The sequence below is a fragment of the Bacillus sp. NP247 genome (assembly GCF_018966865.1).
GTDB lineage: Bacteria > Bacillota > Bacilli > Bacillales > Bacillaceae_G > Bacillus_A.
Genome location: NZ_CP076653.1, coordinates 1,909,345 through 1,927,317, shown reverse-complemented (window position 1 = coordinate 1,927,317; position 17,973 = coordinate 1,909,345). Strand labels below are relative to the sequence as shown.

Sequence of the window (17,973 nt, the reverse complement as noted above, 5' to 3'; positions counted from 1 at the left end):
ACGTTTTTTATACAGGTGAATATACTATAGGGAATAATGTGTTACTGTATAGAGCTTCGCTGATAAGAAAACCCTTATCATTTGCAGCTCGTTTCATTTTAATTTTAAGAATGATGGTGATTTTTTATGTTGAAAGTAAAACGTCCATTTGATGCCTATTTAGATGAAATGAATAAAATTACAATTTTGCTCCCACATGCGTATGGAACAAGCCGGACATTTCGTTTACAAGAAGGAAGCAATGTGAAAGAGTTACCGATTGTTCATACTATTGCTCTTCCAGATGCAACGAAGTATGAATGTTTTATAGAAGAGCCGCTAGATGTGGGGAAGTATTATACAGTACGGGATGAACGGAATGAAGAAACCGATTTACAAATAGGCGCTGTGATTCGAACAGTAGTTTTCGATGAAAAATATTATTACGAAGGCACCGACTTAGGTGCTGTGCATAAAAAAGAAGAGACAATATTTAAAGTATGGGCTCCGACCGCAAGGCTTGCGAAAGTACGGATTTATAAAAGTGATAAAGAATATATTGATTATGAAATGTACAGAGAAGAAAACGGAGTGTGGATTCATACATTACAAGGTAATCATGATGGAGCACGATATACATTCCTTGTTTGCATTAATTTAATATGGAACGAAGCGGTTGACCCTTATGCAAAGTCTGCGACGATAAATGGAAAATACGGCGTTGTTATCGATTTGGAAAAAACGAATGTGACAAAACGAGTAGAATTATCACCATTACAGTCAATGACAGATGCCATATTGTATGAACTGCATATTCGTGACGCTACTATTCACCCAAACAGTGGGGTGAATAAGAAAGGAACATATAAAGGGCTAAGGGAAGAGGAGACAACGGGACGAAATGGGACATTAACAGGATTGTCTCATATAAAAGATTTAGGCGTTACACATGTTGAACTATTACCTTTACATTGTTTTGGTGGTATAGATGAAGTGAATCCTGCTTCCGCATATAATTGGGGTTATAATCCGTTATATTACAATATACCAACAGGATTTTATGTTACAAACCTTTCTGATCCGTATAACAGGATAGTAGAGTGTAAACAACTAATTGAAACATTTCATGATCACGGCATCAGGGTGATTATAGATGTTGTATATAATCATGTTTATGAACGAGAATTATCATCATTTGAGAAGCTTGTCCCGGGATATTATTTTCGTCATGGGGAAGATGGTATGCCTTCTAATGGGACGGGAGTTGGAAATGATATAGCATCTGAACGGAAAATGATGAGGAAATTTATTATAGAATCTGTTTTATATTGGCTTACTGAATACAATGTTGATGGATTCCGATTTGATTTAATGGGAATTTTAGATGTTGAAACGATGAACGCGTTAGAAAAAGAAGTGCGAAAAATAAAGCAGGATGCGCTGTTATTAGGCGAAGGATGGGATTTACAAACACCGCTTCCTCTTGAAGAGAAAGCGACGTTAAATAATGCGAATAAAATGCCATGTATCGCGCAGTTTAATGATCAATTTCGTGATGGAATAAAAGGAAGTACTTTTAATATAAATAAACGAGGCTTTGCATTTGGTGGACATGTGGACTGTAATCATTTGCAGTATATAGTAGCTGGTAGCCTTTTAAGTATGAAAGAAACAGGATTGTTCCTAGAGCCAATGCAAAGCATCAACTATGTAGAATGTCATGACAATATGACGATGTGGGATAAACTAGTGCAAAGTAATCCAGAATTAGAAGAAATTTTGAAAAGGCGTCATCGTTTAGCAACTGCAATGGTTATTCTTTCACAAGGGATTCCTTTCTTACATGCGGGGCAAGAGTTTTATCGTACGAAACAAGGGAATGAAAATAGTTATAATGCAAATGATGAAATCAATCGATTAGATTGGGATCAAAAAGAAAAAGAGATGGAGACAGTTAACTATATAAAAGGTTTAATTGCGATTCGGAAGGAGCATGGGGCATTCCGATTAAAAAGCGCTGACCTTATAAAAAAGCATATGACTTTTTTGCAAACATCAAAAGAAGCACTTGCATACCATTTGCGAAATGTAGAATCTTTCGGACCATGGAAAGAGATTGTTGTGCTATTCAATAGCGGTTTGCAAAATGAAATAGTTCAGCTCCCAAAAGAAGAAACGTGGCATGTATTAGTAAACGAAAAGCAAGCAAAAACACAGCCAATTTCTTCATTTAGAGGAAAGGAACTTCGAATGGCTCCAACTAGCACGTATATATTGACGATAATGTGACAAATCGATACTTGACGATGAGAATGTAATAAATGTAGAATTGATAAAGGTGACGATTTTGATAAGTTGTCATTCTATGAGTGATTTTGTAAAATAAACTAGAAGAACAGGTGATTTATCCTGTTTTCGGCTTATGCCAAGTTTTTTCATTCAAATACAGTAAAATATATGAATCCACAACATGTGTAGAAATGTTGCGGTTTTTCTTTTCATAACTATAAAAGATAAGGATTTGTTAACGGGTAATGAATATGGAATGGTTGGAACAATTATTAGGAAAAGAGTGGAGTCTTATACCGGCTGGTGGAGTAACGGGCGATGCATATATTGCGCAAAACGGACAACAAAAGTTATTTTTAAAGCGGAATACATCGCCCTTTTTAGCGGTATTGTCAGCAGAAGGAATTGTTCCAAAATTACTTTGGACAAGAAGGGTAACGAACGGTGATGTAATTTCTGCTCAAAAATGGCTTCCGGGACAGAAGTTAGAGCCAGAGGATATGAAACTAGAACGTGTTGCGAAACTTTTGAAGAAAATACACTCCTCTAAAGCGCTTGTGCAGATGATTCAAAGGCTAGGAAAGCAGCCGCTTCATGGGCAAGAGTTATTACAACAATTACAGCTCGTTTTAAGAGGAGATATAAGGGTTGATGAAACAATTCAGCAAGGTCTTCAATATTTAACTGAGTCATTAAAAGATATTGAGTACAATGAATTCGTTGTATGCCATTGTGATGTAAACCATAACAATTGGATATTGTCGGATGAAGATGAATTGTTTTTAATTGATTGGGATGGAGCTGTTATTGCTGACCCAGCTCTGGATCTTGGTATGTTATTATATTGGTATGTTCCGCGCCATGAATGGAGTGAGTGGCTCGGATATTATGAGGTTGAACTAGATGAATCATTGCTTAGGCGTATGAGATGGTATGTGATAGCACAAACGATTTTATCTATTCAATGGCACACAACAAAAAAGCAGCAAGCAGAAGCTAAATATTGGCACCAATATTTACAGCAACTACTTGCTTCAGAATAATACTTAAGAAAAATTGTCCATTCCAGCAATCCACTGAGTAAGTTGTTCTTGATTATTGGAAATATGGTTGTCCAAATTAGAGGAAGATTTACCCGATTGACTATAAGAATATACATCGTTTAGCATTGCTTTAGCGTCACTACTTATACTATCGTTTGCGAGTAACGATTGAATGAGGCGCTCTAATTGCTCGCATTCAGAAACTGTCCCGCAGCAATCACTTTGATGATTGATTAAAATATCTTTTAACACTTCTAATTGATGCTGTTGATTAATTGGCATGAACGGATCATCCTTTCGAGTGTTTTTCTCTCTCTGGAAATGTAAGAGAAAAAGCTGTTTCGTCATGGAATGTTTAATGCTTTATGTAGTTTTTATCAAAATGGTGCATCTTATACTTGAAAGAAACGGACCGAGTGCTCGTACGTACTTGGTTTTTTATTTGATAGATTGATTAAAACAGAAAGAAGGAATTTTTCCTTTAAAATAGTTTTGTAAAGAGAGGGAGACATCTATGCGTTTAAGACATAAGCCTTATGCAATGGATCGAATTAATGAGTATTCACATATCGTAATTGGGAACCCAGAGGAGTGCGCTGGTAACTGGAAAGAAGTATTTGGAAATGAACAGCCAATTCATATTGAAGTAGGTACAGGACGTGGCCGCTTTATGTATGATATGGCAAAAGCAAATCCGCATATAAACTATATTGGAATTGAAAAATTCACAAGTGTCGTTGTAGATGCACTTGATAAATTAATTGAAGAAGAAGTACCGAACTTAAAGTTAATTAATAAAGATGCTGAAGATTTAACAGTTTTCTTTGCGAAAGGTGAAATTGATCGCGTTTATTTAAACTTCTCAGATCCATGGCCGAAGAATCGTCATACGAAGCGTCGTTTAACGTATAAAACATTTTTACGCAATTATGAAGAAGTGTTAGTAGATGGCGGAGAAATTCATTTCAAAACTGATAACCAAGGCTTATTTGAGTATTCTCTTATGAGTATGGCTGAGTATGGTATGTTATTAACTTACCTTAGCCTAGATCTTCATAATAGTGATTATGAAGGAAACATTATGACAGAATACGAAGAGAAATTCTCTAGTAAAGGTCATCGTATTTACCGAGTTGAAGCAAAATACCGTACGGAGCCTATGCAGTAATGCATAGGTTTTTTATATGAAAAATAATCGGAATATTATGTTAAAATTAAATGGAAAAGGGGGATGGGATATGGAACAGTTACAAATTGGAAATATAAAAGTGACATGGCTAAAAGGTGGGAATACACATTTAGATGGAGGCGCCATGTTTGGAGTTGTGCCAAAAGTACTTTGGTCACGCAAATATAAACATAATGATACAAATCATATTTATTTACGAACAGATCCGTTACTCTTACAAACGAAAGAAGGAAACATGCTTATTGATTCAGGGATAGGGAACGGTAAATTGAATGAGAAAATGAAGCGGAATCAAGGTGTAACAGAAGAATCATCAGTTAAGGAATCTTTAGAAAAACTGGGACTGCGTACTGAAGATATTCATTACGTCCTAATGACGCATCTTCATTTTGACCATGCATCTGGTTTAACAAAGTGGGAGGAAGATCACCTTGTTCCGGCGTTTCCGAACGCAACGATTTATGTAAGTGAGACTGAATGGAACGAAATGAAAAATCCGAATGTTAGATCGCGTAATACATATTGGAAAGAAAATTGGGAGCCAATCGTTGATAAGATTGTTACTTTTCAGCAAGAAATAGAAATTACGGATGAAATAAAGATGGTGCATACGGGTGGTCATAGCGATGGACATGCCGTTGTCAGTCTTGAAAGTCAGGGTGAAACGATGCTTCATTTAGCGGACATTTTACCGACGCATGCACATCAAAATGTATTATGGGTAATGGCATACGATGATTATCCGATGACATCGATTGAACATAAACAAAAGTGGATGAAGTATGGTGCTGAAAAGGAGGCGTGGTTTACTTTTTATCATGATGCATATTACCGTGCAGTAAAGTGGAATGAGGAAGGGCATATCGTAGAAAAAGTAGAGAGAAAAGCGAGTATAGAAGCTTAATAAGAGGAGGTTGTTCTGGAACAACCTCCTCTTATTAAAAAATCGCTGATATAATTTCAATTACTATCGGTGATGAAAAAAAGAGGTTCACCTAATGGGAAACCTCTTTTTTATGCTGCTATAACCTCTAAAACAGTACCTGTTTTAGCATCAACTAAAAATTCAAATCGTTCTTGTATATCATCTAACATTGTTGTAAGACCGCCGCGATAAACTTCATATGCGACATCATATTTTTCAAATGTCTCTGGAACCATATGTACCCAAGAGCCAGTAATTTCACCTTTATGACTTAATGCTTGCTTCACCATTTTCAATGCTTTTTCTGAAGAAATATGGGATTGTTCTTGTACTTTGTTGGCAACGAGATAACCAGCTGCGAATCCAACGCCAAGACCTGCTACTAAACCTTTCCAGCTCATATATTCACCTCAATTCTATAAAATAAAAATAGTGTACCAATAATAATTATAATGCAAACGCAACTAAAAAAGAAGAAACTAGAAACATTTCGAAAATTTCGTTACAATAAAAGAGGTATTCTACTAAGGTTTGAAAGAAGGGGACTTCGTGAATAAAGAGACATTACAATTATTTCGTACGTTAACAGAATTACAAGGTGCGTCAGGTTTTGAACATGATGTGCGCCGTTTTATGAAGCAAGAATTAAGCAAATATGCTGATGAAATTGTTCAAGACGGTTTAGGTAGCGTATTTGGTCTGAAAAAAGGGGACGAAACTGGACCACGCGTTCTTGTAGCAGGTCATATGGATGAAGTAGGTTTCATGGTTACGCAAATTACGAAAAATGGGATGCTTCGTTTTCAAACGTTAGGTGGCTGGTGGAGCCAAGTGTTATTAGCGCAGCGTGTACAAGTTATGACAAAGAATGGCCCTGTTATTGGGGTTGTTGGTTCTATTCCTCCTCATTTATTAAGTGATGCGCAACGTGCAAAACCGATGGATATAAAAAATATGTTAATTGATATAGGTGCAGATAGTTATGAAGATGCGATTGAAATTGGCATAAAGCCAGGGCAACAAATCGTTCCAATCTGCCCGTTTACACCGATGGCAAATGAGAAGAAAATTATGGCGAAAGCTTGGGACAACCGCTATGGATGTGGCCTTGCTATCGAATTGCTAAAGGAATTAAAAGATGAAACATTACCAAACACATTATACTCTGGTGCGACTGTACAAGAAGAAGTAGGTCTTCGCGGAGCCCAAACTGCTGCAAATATGATTCAACCAGATATTTTCTATGCGCTTGATGCAAGTCCAGCAAATGATGCATCTGGTGATAAGACGCAGTTCGGTCAATTAGGAAAAGGAGCGCTTCTGCGTATTTATGACCGCACAATGGTAACACATAGAGGAATGCGCGAATTCATTTTGGATACAGCAGAAACACATAACATTCCGTACCAATACTTTATTTCACAAGGTGGTACAGATGCGGGCCGTGTACATACAAGTAACTCTGGTATCCCATCAGCAGTAATTGGTGTTTGTGCACGCTACATTCATACACATGCTTCTATTTTACATGTTGATGATTATGCGGCAGCGAAGGAACTAATTACGAAGCTTGTGAGAGCGACGGACAAAACGACGTTAGAGACAATTAAGAATAACGCGTAGAAAGGAAGGGCTGAAGAGCCTTTCTTTTTTTAGGTAGGAGAGATGGCCCAGCGATGCATTTAAACCCCGGATAGGAAGAAAGCGGGAGACTGTTTTTGTGTTCGGGGCTGAAAATATTGTGGAAAGCTACTTTCTTTTTTTGATGGGAGAGATGACAAAGCGATGCGTGTGTGCGATCAGTTGCACTACGTATAAGCCTCAGTCATAAAGGCCGATTTGGTGTTCGAGGCTAGTATTAGGACAGAATAATGAATTTTTGTAGAGGTGAATGAAATGAAAGTAGTAGTTGGATCGAAGAATAAAACGAAAGTTGGGGCTGTGGAGAAGGTTTGGAAAGATGCTGAAGTTACATCTCTTTCTGTTCCATCAGGAGTAGCAAACCAGCCTTTTTCAGATGAAGAGACGATGCAAGGAGCAGTAAATAGAGCGAAGAGAGCATTGCAGGAAGGTGCAGCTCATATCGGCATTGGGCTAGAAGGCGGCGTTATGAAAACGGAGCATGGGTTATTTATGTGTAACTGGGGTGCTTTAGCGACGATTGACGGTAAAACATTTGTTGCGGGCGGGGCACGTATTAAGTTACCAGACGATTTTTTAGCACCGCTTGAAGAAGGAAAAGAGCTAAGTGAAGTGATGGAAGAGTTTGTAGAGCGAAAAGATATTCGTAGTCACGAAGGTACTATCGGTATTTTTACAGATGATTATGTTGACCGAACGGAATTATTTGTACACGTTGTTAAGTTACTTGTTGGGCAATATAAGTATGATGAAAAGCAAGCATAAACCTTGCACCATGCGCGATGTATGGTAGTATAAAGAAAAGATTAAAGTGTGAAAAAGAGCACTCGTTAGAGGAGGAAATATAGATGAAATCATTAGAAAGCATGGAACAATTCCAAGAATTAAAAAATGAAGAGAATGTAGTCTTCATGTTCTCAGCAGAATGGTGCCCAGATTGCCGTTTCGTTGATCCATTTATGCCAGAAGTAGAAGAGAAGTATAGTGATTTCTCATTTTACTATGTAGATCGTGATGAGTTTATTGATCTATGCGTGAAAGTAGACGTATTTGGCATTCCAAGCTTTGTAGCGTACAATAAAGGTGAAGAAACTGGACGCTATGTAAATAAAGATCGTAAAACACAAGAGCAAATCGAAGAGTTTATTGAAGGTTTAAAATAAGACAATTAGCCAATTGAATTGTAAAAACAACCTCTACCTTCGCGGGGGAGGTTATTTTTTTGGAAGGGAGGAAAAAGAGATGAAAATGACAAGTAAAAAGATGAAAGACGAGTTAATGAAGAAATTATCTCGACCAGAATGGGGCTTTCATTATGATAGCGAGAAAGAAGTTCTTCGTATTGAACAAACAGACTCGAAAAAAGGTATTAACGTATCACTTCCAGGAGTAGTGGCAAAATGGGAAGTGAACAAAGAAAAAGCGATTGAAGAGGTCGCTTATTACGTACAAGAAGCGCTAATTGCGATGCATAAAGAAGAAAATAGCACGGCGAAAATTTTACCTGTTATTCGCTCTACTTCTTTCCCGAAACAATCAGAAGAAGGAAATCCGTTTATTATGACGGACCATACGGCGGAAACACGTATTTACTATGCGCTAGATTCTAATAAAACTTATCGATTAATTGATGAGCACTTATTGCAAAAATTAGAGCTTACAGAGGAACAAGTACGTGAAATGGCATTATTTAATGCTCGCTCATTAGGCTATGAATTTAATCAGGACACAGTAGCAGGTAATACATTCTACTTTTTAAACACAAATGATGGATACGATGCGAGTCGTATTTTAAACGAATCGTTACTACACTCGATGCGTGAAAAGATCTCTGGTGATATGGTTGTTGCAGTTCCTCACCAAGATGTATTAATTATTGCTGATATCGTCAACGAAATCGGTTATGATATTATTGCACAAATGACAATGAAATTTTTTGCCGAAGGGCATGTTCCGATTACATCACTTTCATTCGTATATGAAGATGGGGACTTTGAACCAATCTTTATTTTAGCGAAGAATCGGAAGAAGACAGATGGAAAAGAGAAAGGATGAACGAAGTGAACGTTTTTTACAACCTTGAAGGAATTGGTGACACTTTAATTGTTACCTTACAAGATATTACTTTAGAAAACCGTACATTTGACCGCAAAGGAGATGTTGCTCGCGTTTATGATCGTGAAAGCAACGTAACAGGAGGATTCAACATCTTTAATGCGTCTTCTTATGTAGAAGTAACAGACAACGGAAACGTTACATTAACGAAAGAGTTTGTTGAAAAAATTAACGACATTTTAGCAAAGAACGGCTTTGAAGAAAAAGTAGAAGCTGATTTCACGCCGAAATTTGTTGTAGGTTATGTAGCTGAAAAAGAAAAGCATCCAAATGCTGATAAATTAAACATCTGTACAGTAGAAATCGGTACAGAAACATTACAAATCGTATGTGGTGCACCAAACGTTGATGCAGGACAAAAAGTTGTCGTTGCAAAAATCGGTGCTGTAATGCCAAGCGGTATGTTAATTAAACCAGCTGAACTTCGCGGTGTTCCTTCTTCTGGAATGATTTGCTCTGCACGTGAATTAGAGCTTCCAGACGCTCCAGAAGAAAAAGGTATTCTTGTATTAGAGGATAGCTTTGAAGTTGGACAAGAATTTAAATTTTAATTGATATTAGAAAAGTAGTCTCGCATATGTGAGGCTATTTTTTTGTGTGAAATTCCTAGGGTTGTAACGTTTTCTCTCAAAATCTATATTGTATTTCAAAAATAGATTAGGTAAAATTTAGAAAAAAGAAGGGGATAGACGTATGAAACAACAACCAAAAATCGCAGAACTTCTGAAACGAATTGAAACTTCAAAACAACAAGATATCGAGTTAGGTTCCTATGAAATATATTTATTTAGCGAAGATGAATTAGAAAAAGGACAAATCGGTTACCAATATGATAAACATAAAAATTCATTAATAAGTAAAGAAAGCGGAAAATGGCAAGAAGGATGGATTGTTATCGGATATGAAACGGATATGGGCGATCCTATTTTCGTTAATGTAGATGAAGATACTTACCCTATTTATACAGCTGAGCGCGGTACGGAAACGTGGCAACCGATTTATATCGGGAATATAGATGATATTGTAAAAATACTATAAGAAAATGCTTTGAGTCCGGTGCAAAGTGATAGGAGAGAAAAATGAAGTATATAAAAATAATGAGCGCTATTGCAGTCATTGGAGTATATATGGGAGGTTGTTCACAAGAACAACCTAAAAAGGAAACGACATCTTCTGTACGAGAAACAAGCAAAGAGAATAAGGAAGACGCACCGGTAGAAAAGCAGCAGGAAGAGCAAGAAAAGAAAGAAGAGCCGCAAGCTATTCAAACGATTGAGCAAGCGGAGCCTAAGCAGGAGGAAGTGCCGACCCCAGAAAAGAAAGAAGCAGTCCTACCTGCGCAGCAAACTGAACAGCCCGTACAAAATAATGAACAAAAAGTAGAGAGTAAGGAGAAACAAGAAAAGTTTCTCGTCGTTATTGATCCAGGGCATCAACAAAAAGCGAATTTAAATTTAGAGCCAATTGGTCCAGGAGCAACTACGAAAAAATATAAAGTAACAGACGGAACAACGGGAGTTGTAACGAAAAAGAGGGAATCAGTTCTTGTATTAGAGATGGCTTTTATATTGAAAGAAAAACTGGAAGCAAAAGGTATACAAGTATTGATGACGAGAACGTCACATGAGGTTGATATAAGTAATAAGGAACGAGCGACATTCGCGAATGATCATAAGGCGAATTTATTTTTACGTCTTCACGCGGACGGTTCTGAAAATCCAAACCAAAGTGGGTTCGCTGTATTGACGCCAGCAGAAGGAAATCAATATACGAAAGAAATCTATACTGAAAGTCTTCAAGTCTCCCAAACAATTGTAAACAAAATGAGGGAAAATCATCAGGTGAAAGTAAATGGAATTAAATTTCGAGATGACCTTTCTGGATTTAATTGGTCGAAAGTACCTGGAGTACTATTAGAACTTGGATTTATGTCAAACCCAGAAGAAGACAAAAAATTATCTGACCCACAGTATGTAAATTCTTTATTACAAAGCGTGACGGATAGTGTAGATGAATATCGGAAAAATAAAGCTTAAACTGCAGTCTTATATGGAAGGCTGCTTTTTTCTATATACAAAACACTCGTAAATTAGAATATTATGGATAAAGTTAATATGCTTAATTTTACCTGCACTTTTTGCCGAATGCTGATACAATAAAGGTTGTTACTATTTAGTAGAAAGAGTGGTAAGCATGTTAGATTGGATGAAAAAGCTGTTTAACAAAGAGGAAGAAAAAACAGCGATGAATAAAGAAGTACCAAAGCAAATTGTAAGTCAGCCGAAAATTCCTCGTGTAAACCACTACACTGAAGCAAGAGAAGCACAAATGGCAAATCGGAATGCAGGGAAATGTCGTTTTCCATTAATACCAGATAATGGCTTCGATGAGGAGGATGTAAGAGAACAGCCTAACTTTGAAGAACAACCTATTCAAAGAGGAGCATATGAAGAACAGCCTACTCAAAGAGGAATAAAGGTGGAAAGAAACAGACGACCGTATGTGGAAACAGAAGCACCTACATATGAGGAACCGGAATTGCAATATGAACCGGAACTAGAGCCTGTCGTAAAAAAAGCATTCGTACCGTCGCAAGAAAGTAACCGTAGACCATTTCGTCCAACAGAAATGATTTCTCCGATTTATGGATATAACCGTCCTTCAGTAGAAACGAAGGTTGTGCAGGAGGAAGAAAAGGAAAGAGAAGATCTTGAAATATCTGTTGAAGGAAAAGCTGTTGTTGACGCATGGTTAGAGAAAAAGGGATATACATTATCTGACTTTTCGGGAGTTCTACAAGGAAGTTCATCTGTTAAGAACGGAGTGAATGAACGAAGTAATAAAGTAGAAGAAAAATCGGTTGTGGATACATGGTTAGAGAAAAACGGTTACGAAGTTGAACGTCAAGCCCCTTCATTAGAAGAAAGCCTAAGTGATGATTTGCTTCATAAAACAGTAGGACAGCATGTGGAAGAAGAGGCTACAATTGTACAAGCCTTGAAGCAGGAGCAAGATGTAGTGGCGTTATCATCTACAGAAGATAACGAAGAAACTTTACAAGAAGAGTCAATAGATTCTAAAGTAGAGCACGTGTATTCGATATTAACAGAAGAAAATGAATGTAATACAGAAATAGAAGAAACTGTTGCTGAAGTTGCAGCAAATCAAGTTGAAGAAGACCCCTTAGAAGATGTAGTGATTGTAAAAGCAGATGAAAAGCTTGAGGAAACAATTACTATAGAAATACCAGATGCTTTTGAAGAAGAATCTAAGGAAGAAGCAGGAGCTGTGGAATTAGAGGAATCTGAGGAAGCAGAAGAAGTTGTGGAGTTAGAAGAAGCTAAGGAAGCAGAAGTTGTGGAGTTAGAAGAAGCTAAGGAAGCAGAAGTTGTGGAGTTAGAAGAAGCTAAAGAAGCAGAAGTTGTGGAATTAGAGGGATCTGAGGAAGCAGAAGAAGTTGTGGAGTTAGAAGAAACTAAAGAAGCAGAAGTTGTGGAGTTAGAAGAAGCTAAGGAAGCAGAAGTTGTGGAATTAGAAGAATCTGAGGAAGCAGAAGAAGTTGTGGAATTAGAAGAATCTGAGGAAGCAGAAGAAGTTGTGGAATTAGAAGAATCTAAGGAAGCAGAAGAAGTTGTAGAATTAGAGGAATCTAAGGAAGCAGAAGTTGTGGAATTAGAAGAATCTAAGGAAGCAGAAGTTGTGGAGTTAGAAGAATCTGAGGAAGCAGAAGAAGTTGCGGAATTAGAGGAAACTAAAGAAGCAGAAGAAGTTGTGGAATTAGAGGAATCTAAAGAAGCAGAAGAAGTTGTGGAATTAGAGGAAACACCACAAGAAGAATTAATTGAAGAAACGATGAATACAGAGTCGTTAGAAAATATAGCAGTTGAAGAACAACCAGTGATTTCTCAGCAAGAAACAATTGAGTTCATGGAAGAAAGTGAAGTATTCGTGCCAGTTTCAGAAGCAGATGAGCAAACGAAGAAAGATGTTCAAAGCTTTGCGAATGTTTTAATTGAAGAAGCTGAAGAAAAGAAACAAGTTGTTGAAGAACAGCCGGCTGCACAAAAAGAAGAGCCGAAACGTGAGAAAAAGCGTCATGTTCCATTTAACGTTGTCATGTTAAAACAAGACAGAAAGAAGTTAATGGAAAGACATGCGGTACGAGCGAACGTAACGCAATCTACTGTCGGTGAACGAGTAACGGAAAACCGGATGCAGCAAGTAGTGGTAGAAACCCAAGTGGAAGAAAACCCGATGCAGCAAGTGGTAGTAGAAGCTCAAGTGGAAGAAAACCCGATGCAGCAAGTGGTAGTAGAAGCTCAAGTGGAAGAAAACCCGATGCAGCAAGTGGTAGTAGAAGCCCAAGTGGAAGAAAAACTAATGCAACAAGTAGTGGTAGAAACCCAAGTGGAAGAAAACCGGATGCAGCAAGTAGTGGTAGAAACCCAAGTGGAAGAAAACCCAATGCAGCAAGTAGTTGTGGCTGAACAAGTACAGGAGCCAATTTCAAGTACGGAAGTACAAGAGAAAGCATATGTTGTAAATCGAAAAGAGAACGATATGCGCAACGTACTACAAACACCACCGAAATATGAACTTCCGTCATTAACGTTGTTGTCGATTCCACAGCAGGCAGCATTAGATAATACGGAGTGGCTAGAAGAACAGGAAGAATTATTAAATACGACATTTAATAATTTCCATGTTGGAGCACATGTTATTAATGTGTCACAAGGGCCGGCGGTAACTCGTTTTGAAGTACAACCAGACCCAGGTGTGAAAGTAAATAAAATTACAAATTTAAGTGATGATATTAAGTTAAGTTTAGCTGCGAAAGATATTCGAATTGAAGCGCCAATTCCAGGGAAGAGTGCAATTGGAATTGAAGTTCCAAACAAGGAAAGTAAGCCAGTATTCCTGCGTGAAATTTTAAGAAGTCCTGTATTTACAAAGAGTGAATCACCGCTTACAGTTGCGCTGGGGCTTGATATTTCAGGTGATCCAATTGTGACGGATATTCGAAAAATGCCACATGGACTTATTGCGGGTGCAACTGGTTCAGGGAAAAGTGTGTGCATTAACGCGATTTTAACAAGCATTTTATATAAAGCGAAGCCGCATGAAGTGAAGTTGATACTAATTGATCCGAAGATGGTTGAGCTTGCACCATATAATTCTGTTCCACATCTTGTAGCACCTGTTATTACTGATGTAAAAGCAGCAACAGCTGCGCTAAAGTGGGCAGTTGAAGAGATGGAACGTCGTTATGAATTGTTTGCGCATGCTGGTGCTCGTGATTTAACTCGTTACAATACGATTGTAAGTGGTAGAGAAATCCCAGGTGAGACATTACCTTATATTGTAATCGTCATTGACGAGTTAGCGGACTTAATGATGGTTGCTCCTGGTGATGTTGAGGAAGCGATTTGTCGTATTGCACAAAAAGCACGTGCTTGTGGTATTCACTTATTAGTTGCGACGCAGCGTCCATCTGTAGACGTTATTACAGGTTTAATTAAATCAAACATTCCAACGCGTATTGCGTTTACAGTATCATCTCAAGTTGATTCGCGTACGATTATCGATATTGGGGGCGCGGAGAAATTACTTGGCCGTGGTGATATGCTATTTTTAGGAAACGGCACGTCTAAACCAGTTCGTGTACAAGGTGTATACGTATCAGATGATGAGATTGAAAGAACAGTTGATCATGTGAAAAAGCAAATGAAGCCAAACTATTTATTTAAGCAAGAGGATTTATTAGCAAAATCAGAGCAGAGTGAGTCTGAAGATGAACTGTTTTTTGATGCATGTCAATTTGTTGTAGAGCAAGGGGGAGCGTCCACATCTTCTGTACAGAGAAAATTCCGCATTGGTTATAATCGTGCGGCACGTCTAATTGAAGAGATGGAGTCGCAAGGGATTATTTCTGAAGCAAGAGGAACGAAACCGAGAGATGTCCTTATTTCCGAGGATGAATTTGCCGCTATGCAGGAAACGAATGTATAGTAAACGGTTTTGCTGTATACTAAGAGAAAATGTTGGATAGTAAAGTAGGGAGTAAAGCGACATGAAAGAAATTGAATTAAAATTAAAAGGTGAAATAAATCGACTAACAAATAAAACATTTAAATTTGATGAACGTGTTGGAGAAGGCTGGTTCTCTGCCGTTTACTTTTTAAAAACTAGAGAAATCATTGAAGAATTTCGCCCGAACAGTGTTGTAACAATGCAGTTTTTCCAAAAAGAACATTCAGTTCTTTGCGGAGCAGATGAGGTAATCGCATTGCTACAAACATTCGCCAAAAATCCTGAGGAATTAGAAATTCATTCTTTAAAGGATGGCGATAATATTAGTCCGTTTGAAACAGTTCTAACAATTCATGGTCCTTATGAATACTTCGGCTTTTTAGAAGGTGTAATTGATGGGATTTTAGCTCGTCGTACATCAGTTGCGACAAACGTATATAACGTTGTCCAAGCTGCACGTAGTGTAGATAAAGAAAAACCGGTTATTTTCATGGGAGATCGTGACGATCATTATACTCAACAAGCTGGTGACGGCTATGCGGCATACATCGGAGGTATGAGCGCGCAAGCGACGCATGCAATGAATGAATGGTGGGGCAGAAGTGGTATGGGGACGATGCCTCACGCTTTAATTCAAATGTTTAATGGTGATGTTGTTGAAGCAGCAAAGGCATATCATAAAAAATTCCCAGAAGATGAATTAGTCGTACTAATTGATTACAACAATGATGTCATTACAGATGCACTTCGCGTAGCACGTGAATTTGGATCAACATTAAAAGGTGTACGTGTAGATACGTCTCGTACAATGATTGATCAATATTTCATTCGTCATCCAGAAGTACTTGGAACATTCGATCCGCGTGGCGTAAATCCATCACTTGTATTTGCACTTCGTAAGGCTCTTGATGAGGAAGGTTTCCAACATGTAGATATCGTTGTAACTGGTGGGTTTGATGAGAAACGTATTCGTGAATTTGAAGCTCAAAATGTTCCTGTCGATATATACGGAGTAGGAAGTAGCTTATTAAAAATGAATATTGGTTTTACTGGTGATAACGTAGAATTAAATGGAAAACCAGAAGCAAAAGCTGGTCGTAAATACCGTCCGAATCCACGTCTAGAGCGTGTTCAATTAGAAACAAAAAAAGATATGTAAAAGCGAGAAAAACTGATAGGTGATTGACCCTATCAGTTTTTCTGTTATCATAGTATAGCGGCTTGTTTTTTGCTATAATAAATGTGTTATGGACATAAAAGAAGTACGTACGAGTTTATCACTGATAAGTGAATATAAAAAGAAATTCACTGCATCAGAAATGTATGATGATTACCAAAATAAGAAAAGATTCATATACTGTCTTATAGATAGGCCGTTGTATTAGTTCGAAATGTTGGAGGTTCTTTAAGATGACAGTTTACCATTTTGTAGGAATTAAAGGAACAGGAATGAGTTCATTAGCACAAATTCTTCATGACATGAAGCATACTGTTCAAGGGTCTGATTATGAAAAGCGTTTCTTTACACAAACAGCATTGGAAAAGCGTGGTATTTCCATCCTTCCTTTTGATACAAATAATATTAAAGAAGGACAAGTGATTATCGCGGGAAACGCATTTCCTGATACGCATGAAGAAATCGTAGCAGCAAAAGAATTAAATATCCCAGTACATCGTTATCATCACTTCTTAGGTGACCTTATGAATCAGTACACAAGTGTTGCAGTAACTGGTGCACATGGAAAAACATCAACTACAGGTTTGTTAGCCCATGTAATGCAAGGTGCACACCCAACATCTTACCTTATTGGAGATGGAACTGGGCATGGGGTAGAAAATAGTAAGTATTTTGTATTTGAAGCTTGTGAGTATCGTCGTCATTTCTTGTCTTACTATCCAGACTATGCAATCATGACAAATATCGATTTCGATCACCCAGATTATTTTACAGACATCAATGATGTATTTAATGCATTCCAAGAGATGGCATTACAAGTGAAAAAAGGTATTATTGCATGTGGTGATGATGAAGAACTTCAAAAAATTCAAGCGAAAGTACCTGTTATTTTCTATGGATTTGGAGAAGATAATGATTTCCAAGCACGTAACATTCAAAAGAGAACTGATGGTACTATATTCGATGTATTCGTTCGTAATACGTATTATGACACGTTCAAAATTACAGGATACGGCGATCACAGCGTATTAAATGCATTAGCAGTTATCGCGCTTTGCCATTACGAAGACGTTGATGTAGAAGCGGTTAAACATCAACTAACAACATTTGAAGGTGTTAAACGTCGCTTTAATGAAAAACCGATGGGAGAGCAAGTTATCATTGATGACTATGCACACCATCCGACAGAAATTAATGCAACGATTGAAGCAGCTCGTCAAAAACATCCAGAGCGTGAAGTTGTTGCTGTATTCCAGCCACATACATTCTCACGTACAGAAAAGTTCTTAGATGAGTTCGCAGAAAGCCTAAGTAAAGCGGACCAAGTATACTTATGTGATATTTTCGGATCGGCACGTGAAAACAAAGGTGAATTAACAATTGAAGATCTGCAAAAACGTATCGATGGCGCAGAGCTTATTACAGATACAACAACAGAGGTATTAAAGAAACATAAAAACGGCGTTCTTATTTTCATGGGCGCAGGTGACATCCAAAAATTCGAAGCAGCTTATGTAAAAGAAGTTCAAGTTGCAGAGAAGTAAGAAGAAAGACGCATAGCGGTGGCTGTGCGTCTTTTTTGTTG

16 protein-coding genes are annotated in these 17,973 nt (G+C 37.7%); 14 read left to right on the top strand and 2 right to left on the bottom strand.

Annotated features, from left to right (window positions below; all coding sequences use genetic code 11):
* The first annotated feature begins 126 nt into the window (after positions 1-126).
* Positions 127-2,268, top strand: a complete 2,142-nt coding sequence (gene pulA, locus KPL75_RS10150) for a type I pullulanase (protein WP_258237022.1) — start codon at positions 127-129, stop codon at positions 2,266-2,268.
* A gap of 245 nt (positions 2,269-2,513) precedes the next feature.
* The gene (locus KPL75_RS10145; protein ID WP_105586008.1) at positions 2,514-3,311 is read left to right on the top strand and encodes a phosphotransferase family protein; all 798 of its coding nucleotides are present in this window, start codon (positions 2,514-2,516) and stop codon (positions 3,309-3,311) included.
* Positions 3,312-3,314: 3 nt separating this feature from the next.
* Here the strand turns inward: KPL75_RS10145 and KPL75_RS10140 are convergent, their stop codons facing one another.
* Complete coding sequence (locus KPL75_RS10140; protein ID WP_002112336.1) at positions 3,315-3,593, bottom strand: YtzH-like family protein; 279 nt, start codon at positions 3,591-3,593, stop codon at positions 3,315-3,317.
* A 232-nt stretch (positions 3,594-3,825) separates the two neighbouring features.
* Here KPL75_RS10140 and trmB point away from each other — a divergent pair, with 232 nt between their 5' ends.
* Positions 3,826-4,479 carry a tRNA (guanosine(46)-N7)-methyltransferase TrmB gene (trmB, locus tag KPL75_RS10135; protein ID WP_219920567.1) on the top strand — a complete coding sequence of 218 codons (654 nt, stop codon included), beginning with the start codon at positions 3,826-3,828 and terminating at the stop codon, positions 4,477-4,479.
* A 37-nt stretch (positions 4,480-4,516) separates the two neighbouring features.
* A complete protein-coding gene (locus tag KPL75_RS10130; RefSeq protein ID WP_219921093.1) occupies positions 4,517-5,404 on the top strand; it encodes a YtnP family quorum-quenching lactonase in 888 nt (295 codons plus the stop codon).
* 110 nt (positions 5,405-5,514) lie between these two features.
* Here the strand turns inward: KPL75_RS10130 and KPL75_RS10125 are convergent, their stop codons facing one another.
* Positions 5,515-5,826 carry a PepSY domain-containing protein gene (locus KPL75_RS10125; protein WP_000118541.1) on the bottom strand — a complete coding sequence of 104 codons (312 nt, stop codon included), beginning with the start codon at positions 5,824-5,826 and terminating at the stop codon, positions 5,515-5,517.
* Positions 5,827-5,974: 148 nt separating this feature from the next.
* On the opposite strand from KPL75_RS10125, the gene KPL75_RS10120 reads away from it, so the two are divergent.
* From KPL75_RS10120 to murC, 10 genes are all read left to right on the top strand, one after another.
* Positions 5,975-7,048, top strand: coding sequence for a M42 family metallopeptidase (locus KPL75_RS10120; protein ID WP_002123132.1), 1,074 nt, complete (start codon positions 5,975-5,977; stop codon positions 7,046-7,048).
* 273 nt (positions 7,049-7,321) lie between these two features.
* Entirely contained in the window at positions 7,322-7,831 is a 510-nt protein-coding gene (locus KPL75_RS10115) for a DUF84 family protein (RefSeq protein WP_219920565.1), read from the top strand.
* Between the two features lie 83 nt (positions 7,832-7,914).
* On the top strand, positions 7,915-8,229 hold the full coding sequence (locus KPL75_RS10110) for a thioredoxin family protein (RefSeq protein ID WP_002015619.1): 315 nt from the start codon (positions 7,915-7,917) through the stop codon (positions 8,227-8,229).
* A 79-nt stretch (positions 8,230-8,308) separates the two neighbouring features.
* On the top strand, positions 8,309-9,121 hold the full coding sequence (locus KPL75_RS10105; protein ID WP_219920563.1) for a DUF1444 domain-containing protein: 813 nt from the start codon (positions 8,309-8,311) through the stop codon (positions 9,119-9,121).
* Positions 9,118-9,732 (top strand): YtpR family tRNA-binding protein, encoded by a 615-nt coding sequence (gene ytpR, locus KPL75_RS10100; RefSeq protein ID WP_002112328.1) that lies wholly within the window; start codon positions 9,118-9,120, stop codon positions 9,730-9,732. The genes KPL75_RS10105 and ytpR overlap by 4 nt, the downstream gene beginning before the upstream one ends.
* 142 nt (positions 9,733-9,874) lie before the next feature.
* Positions 9,875-10,219, top strand: coding sequence for a thiamine transporter (locus tag KPL75_RS10095; RefSeq protein WP_219920562.1), 345 nt, complete (start codon positions 9,875-9,877; stop codon positions 10,217-10,219).
* 41 nt (positions 10,220-10,260) lie between these two features.
* Entirely contained in the window at positions 10,261-11,217 is a 957-nt protein-coding gene (locus KPL75_RS10090) for an N-acetylmuramoyl-L-alanine amidase (RefSeq protein ID WP_219920561.1), read from the top strand.
* Between the two features lie 157 nt (positions 11,218-11,374).
* Entirely contained in the window at positions 11,375-15,190 is a 3,816-nt protein-coding gene (locus tag KPL75_RS10085) for a DNA translocase FtsK (protein WP_219920560.1), read from the top strand.
* Positions 15,191-15,251: 61 nt separating this feature from the next.
* Positions 15,252-16,370: a nicotinate phosphoribosyltransferase gene (locus tag KPL75_RS10080; protein ID WP_219920559.1), complete on the top strand. Its 1,119-nt coding sequence runs from the start codon at positions 15,252-15,254 to the stop codon at positions 16,368-16,370.
* 251 nt (positions 16,371-16,621) lie between these two features.
* A complete protein-coding gene (murC, locus tag KPL75_RS10075; RefSeq protein WP_219920558.1) occupies positions 16,622-17,932 on the top strand; it encodes a UDP-N-acetylmuramate--L-alanine ligase in 1,311 nt (436 codons plus the stop codon).
* The last annotated feature ends 41 nt before the right edge of the window (positions 17,933-17,973 follow it).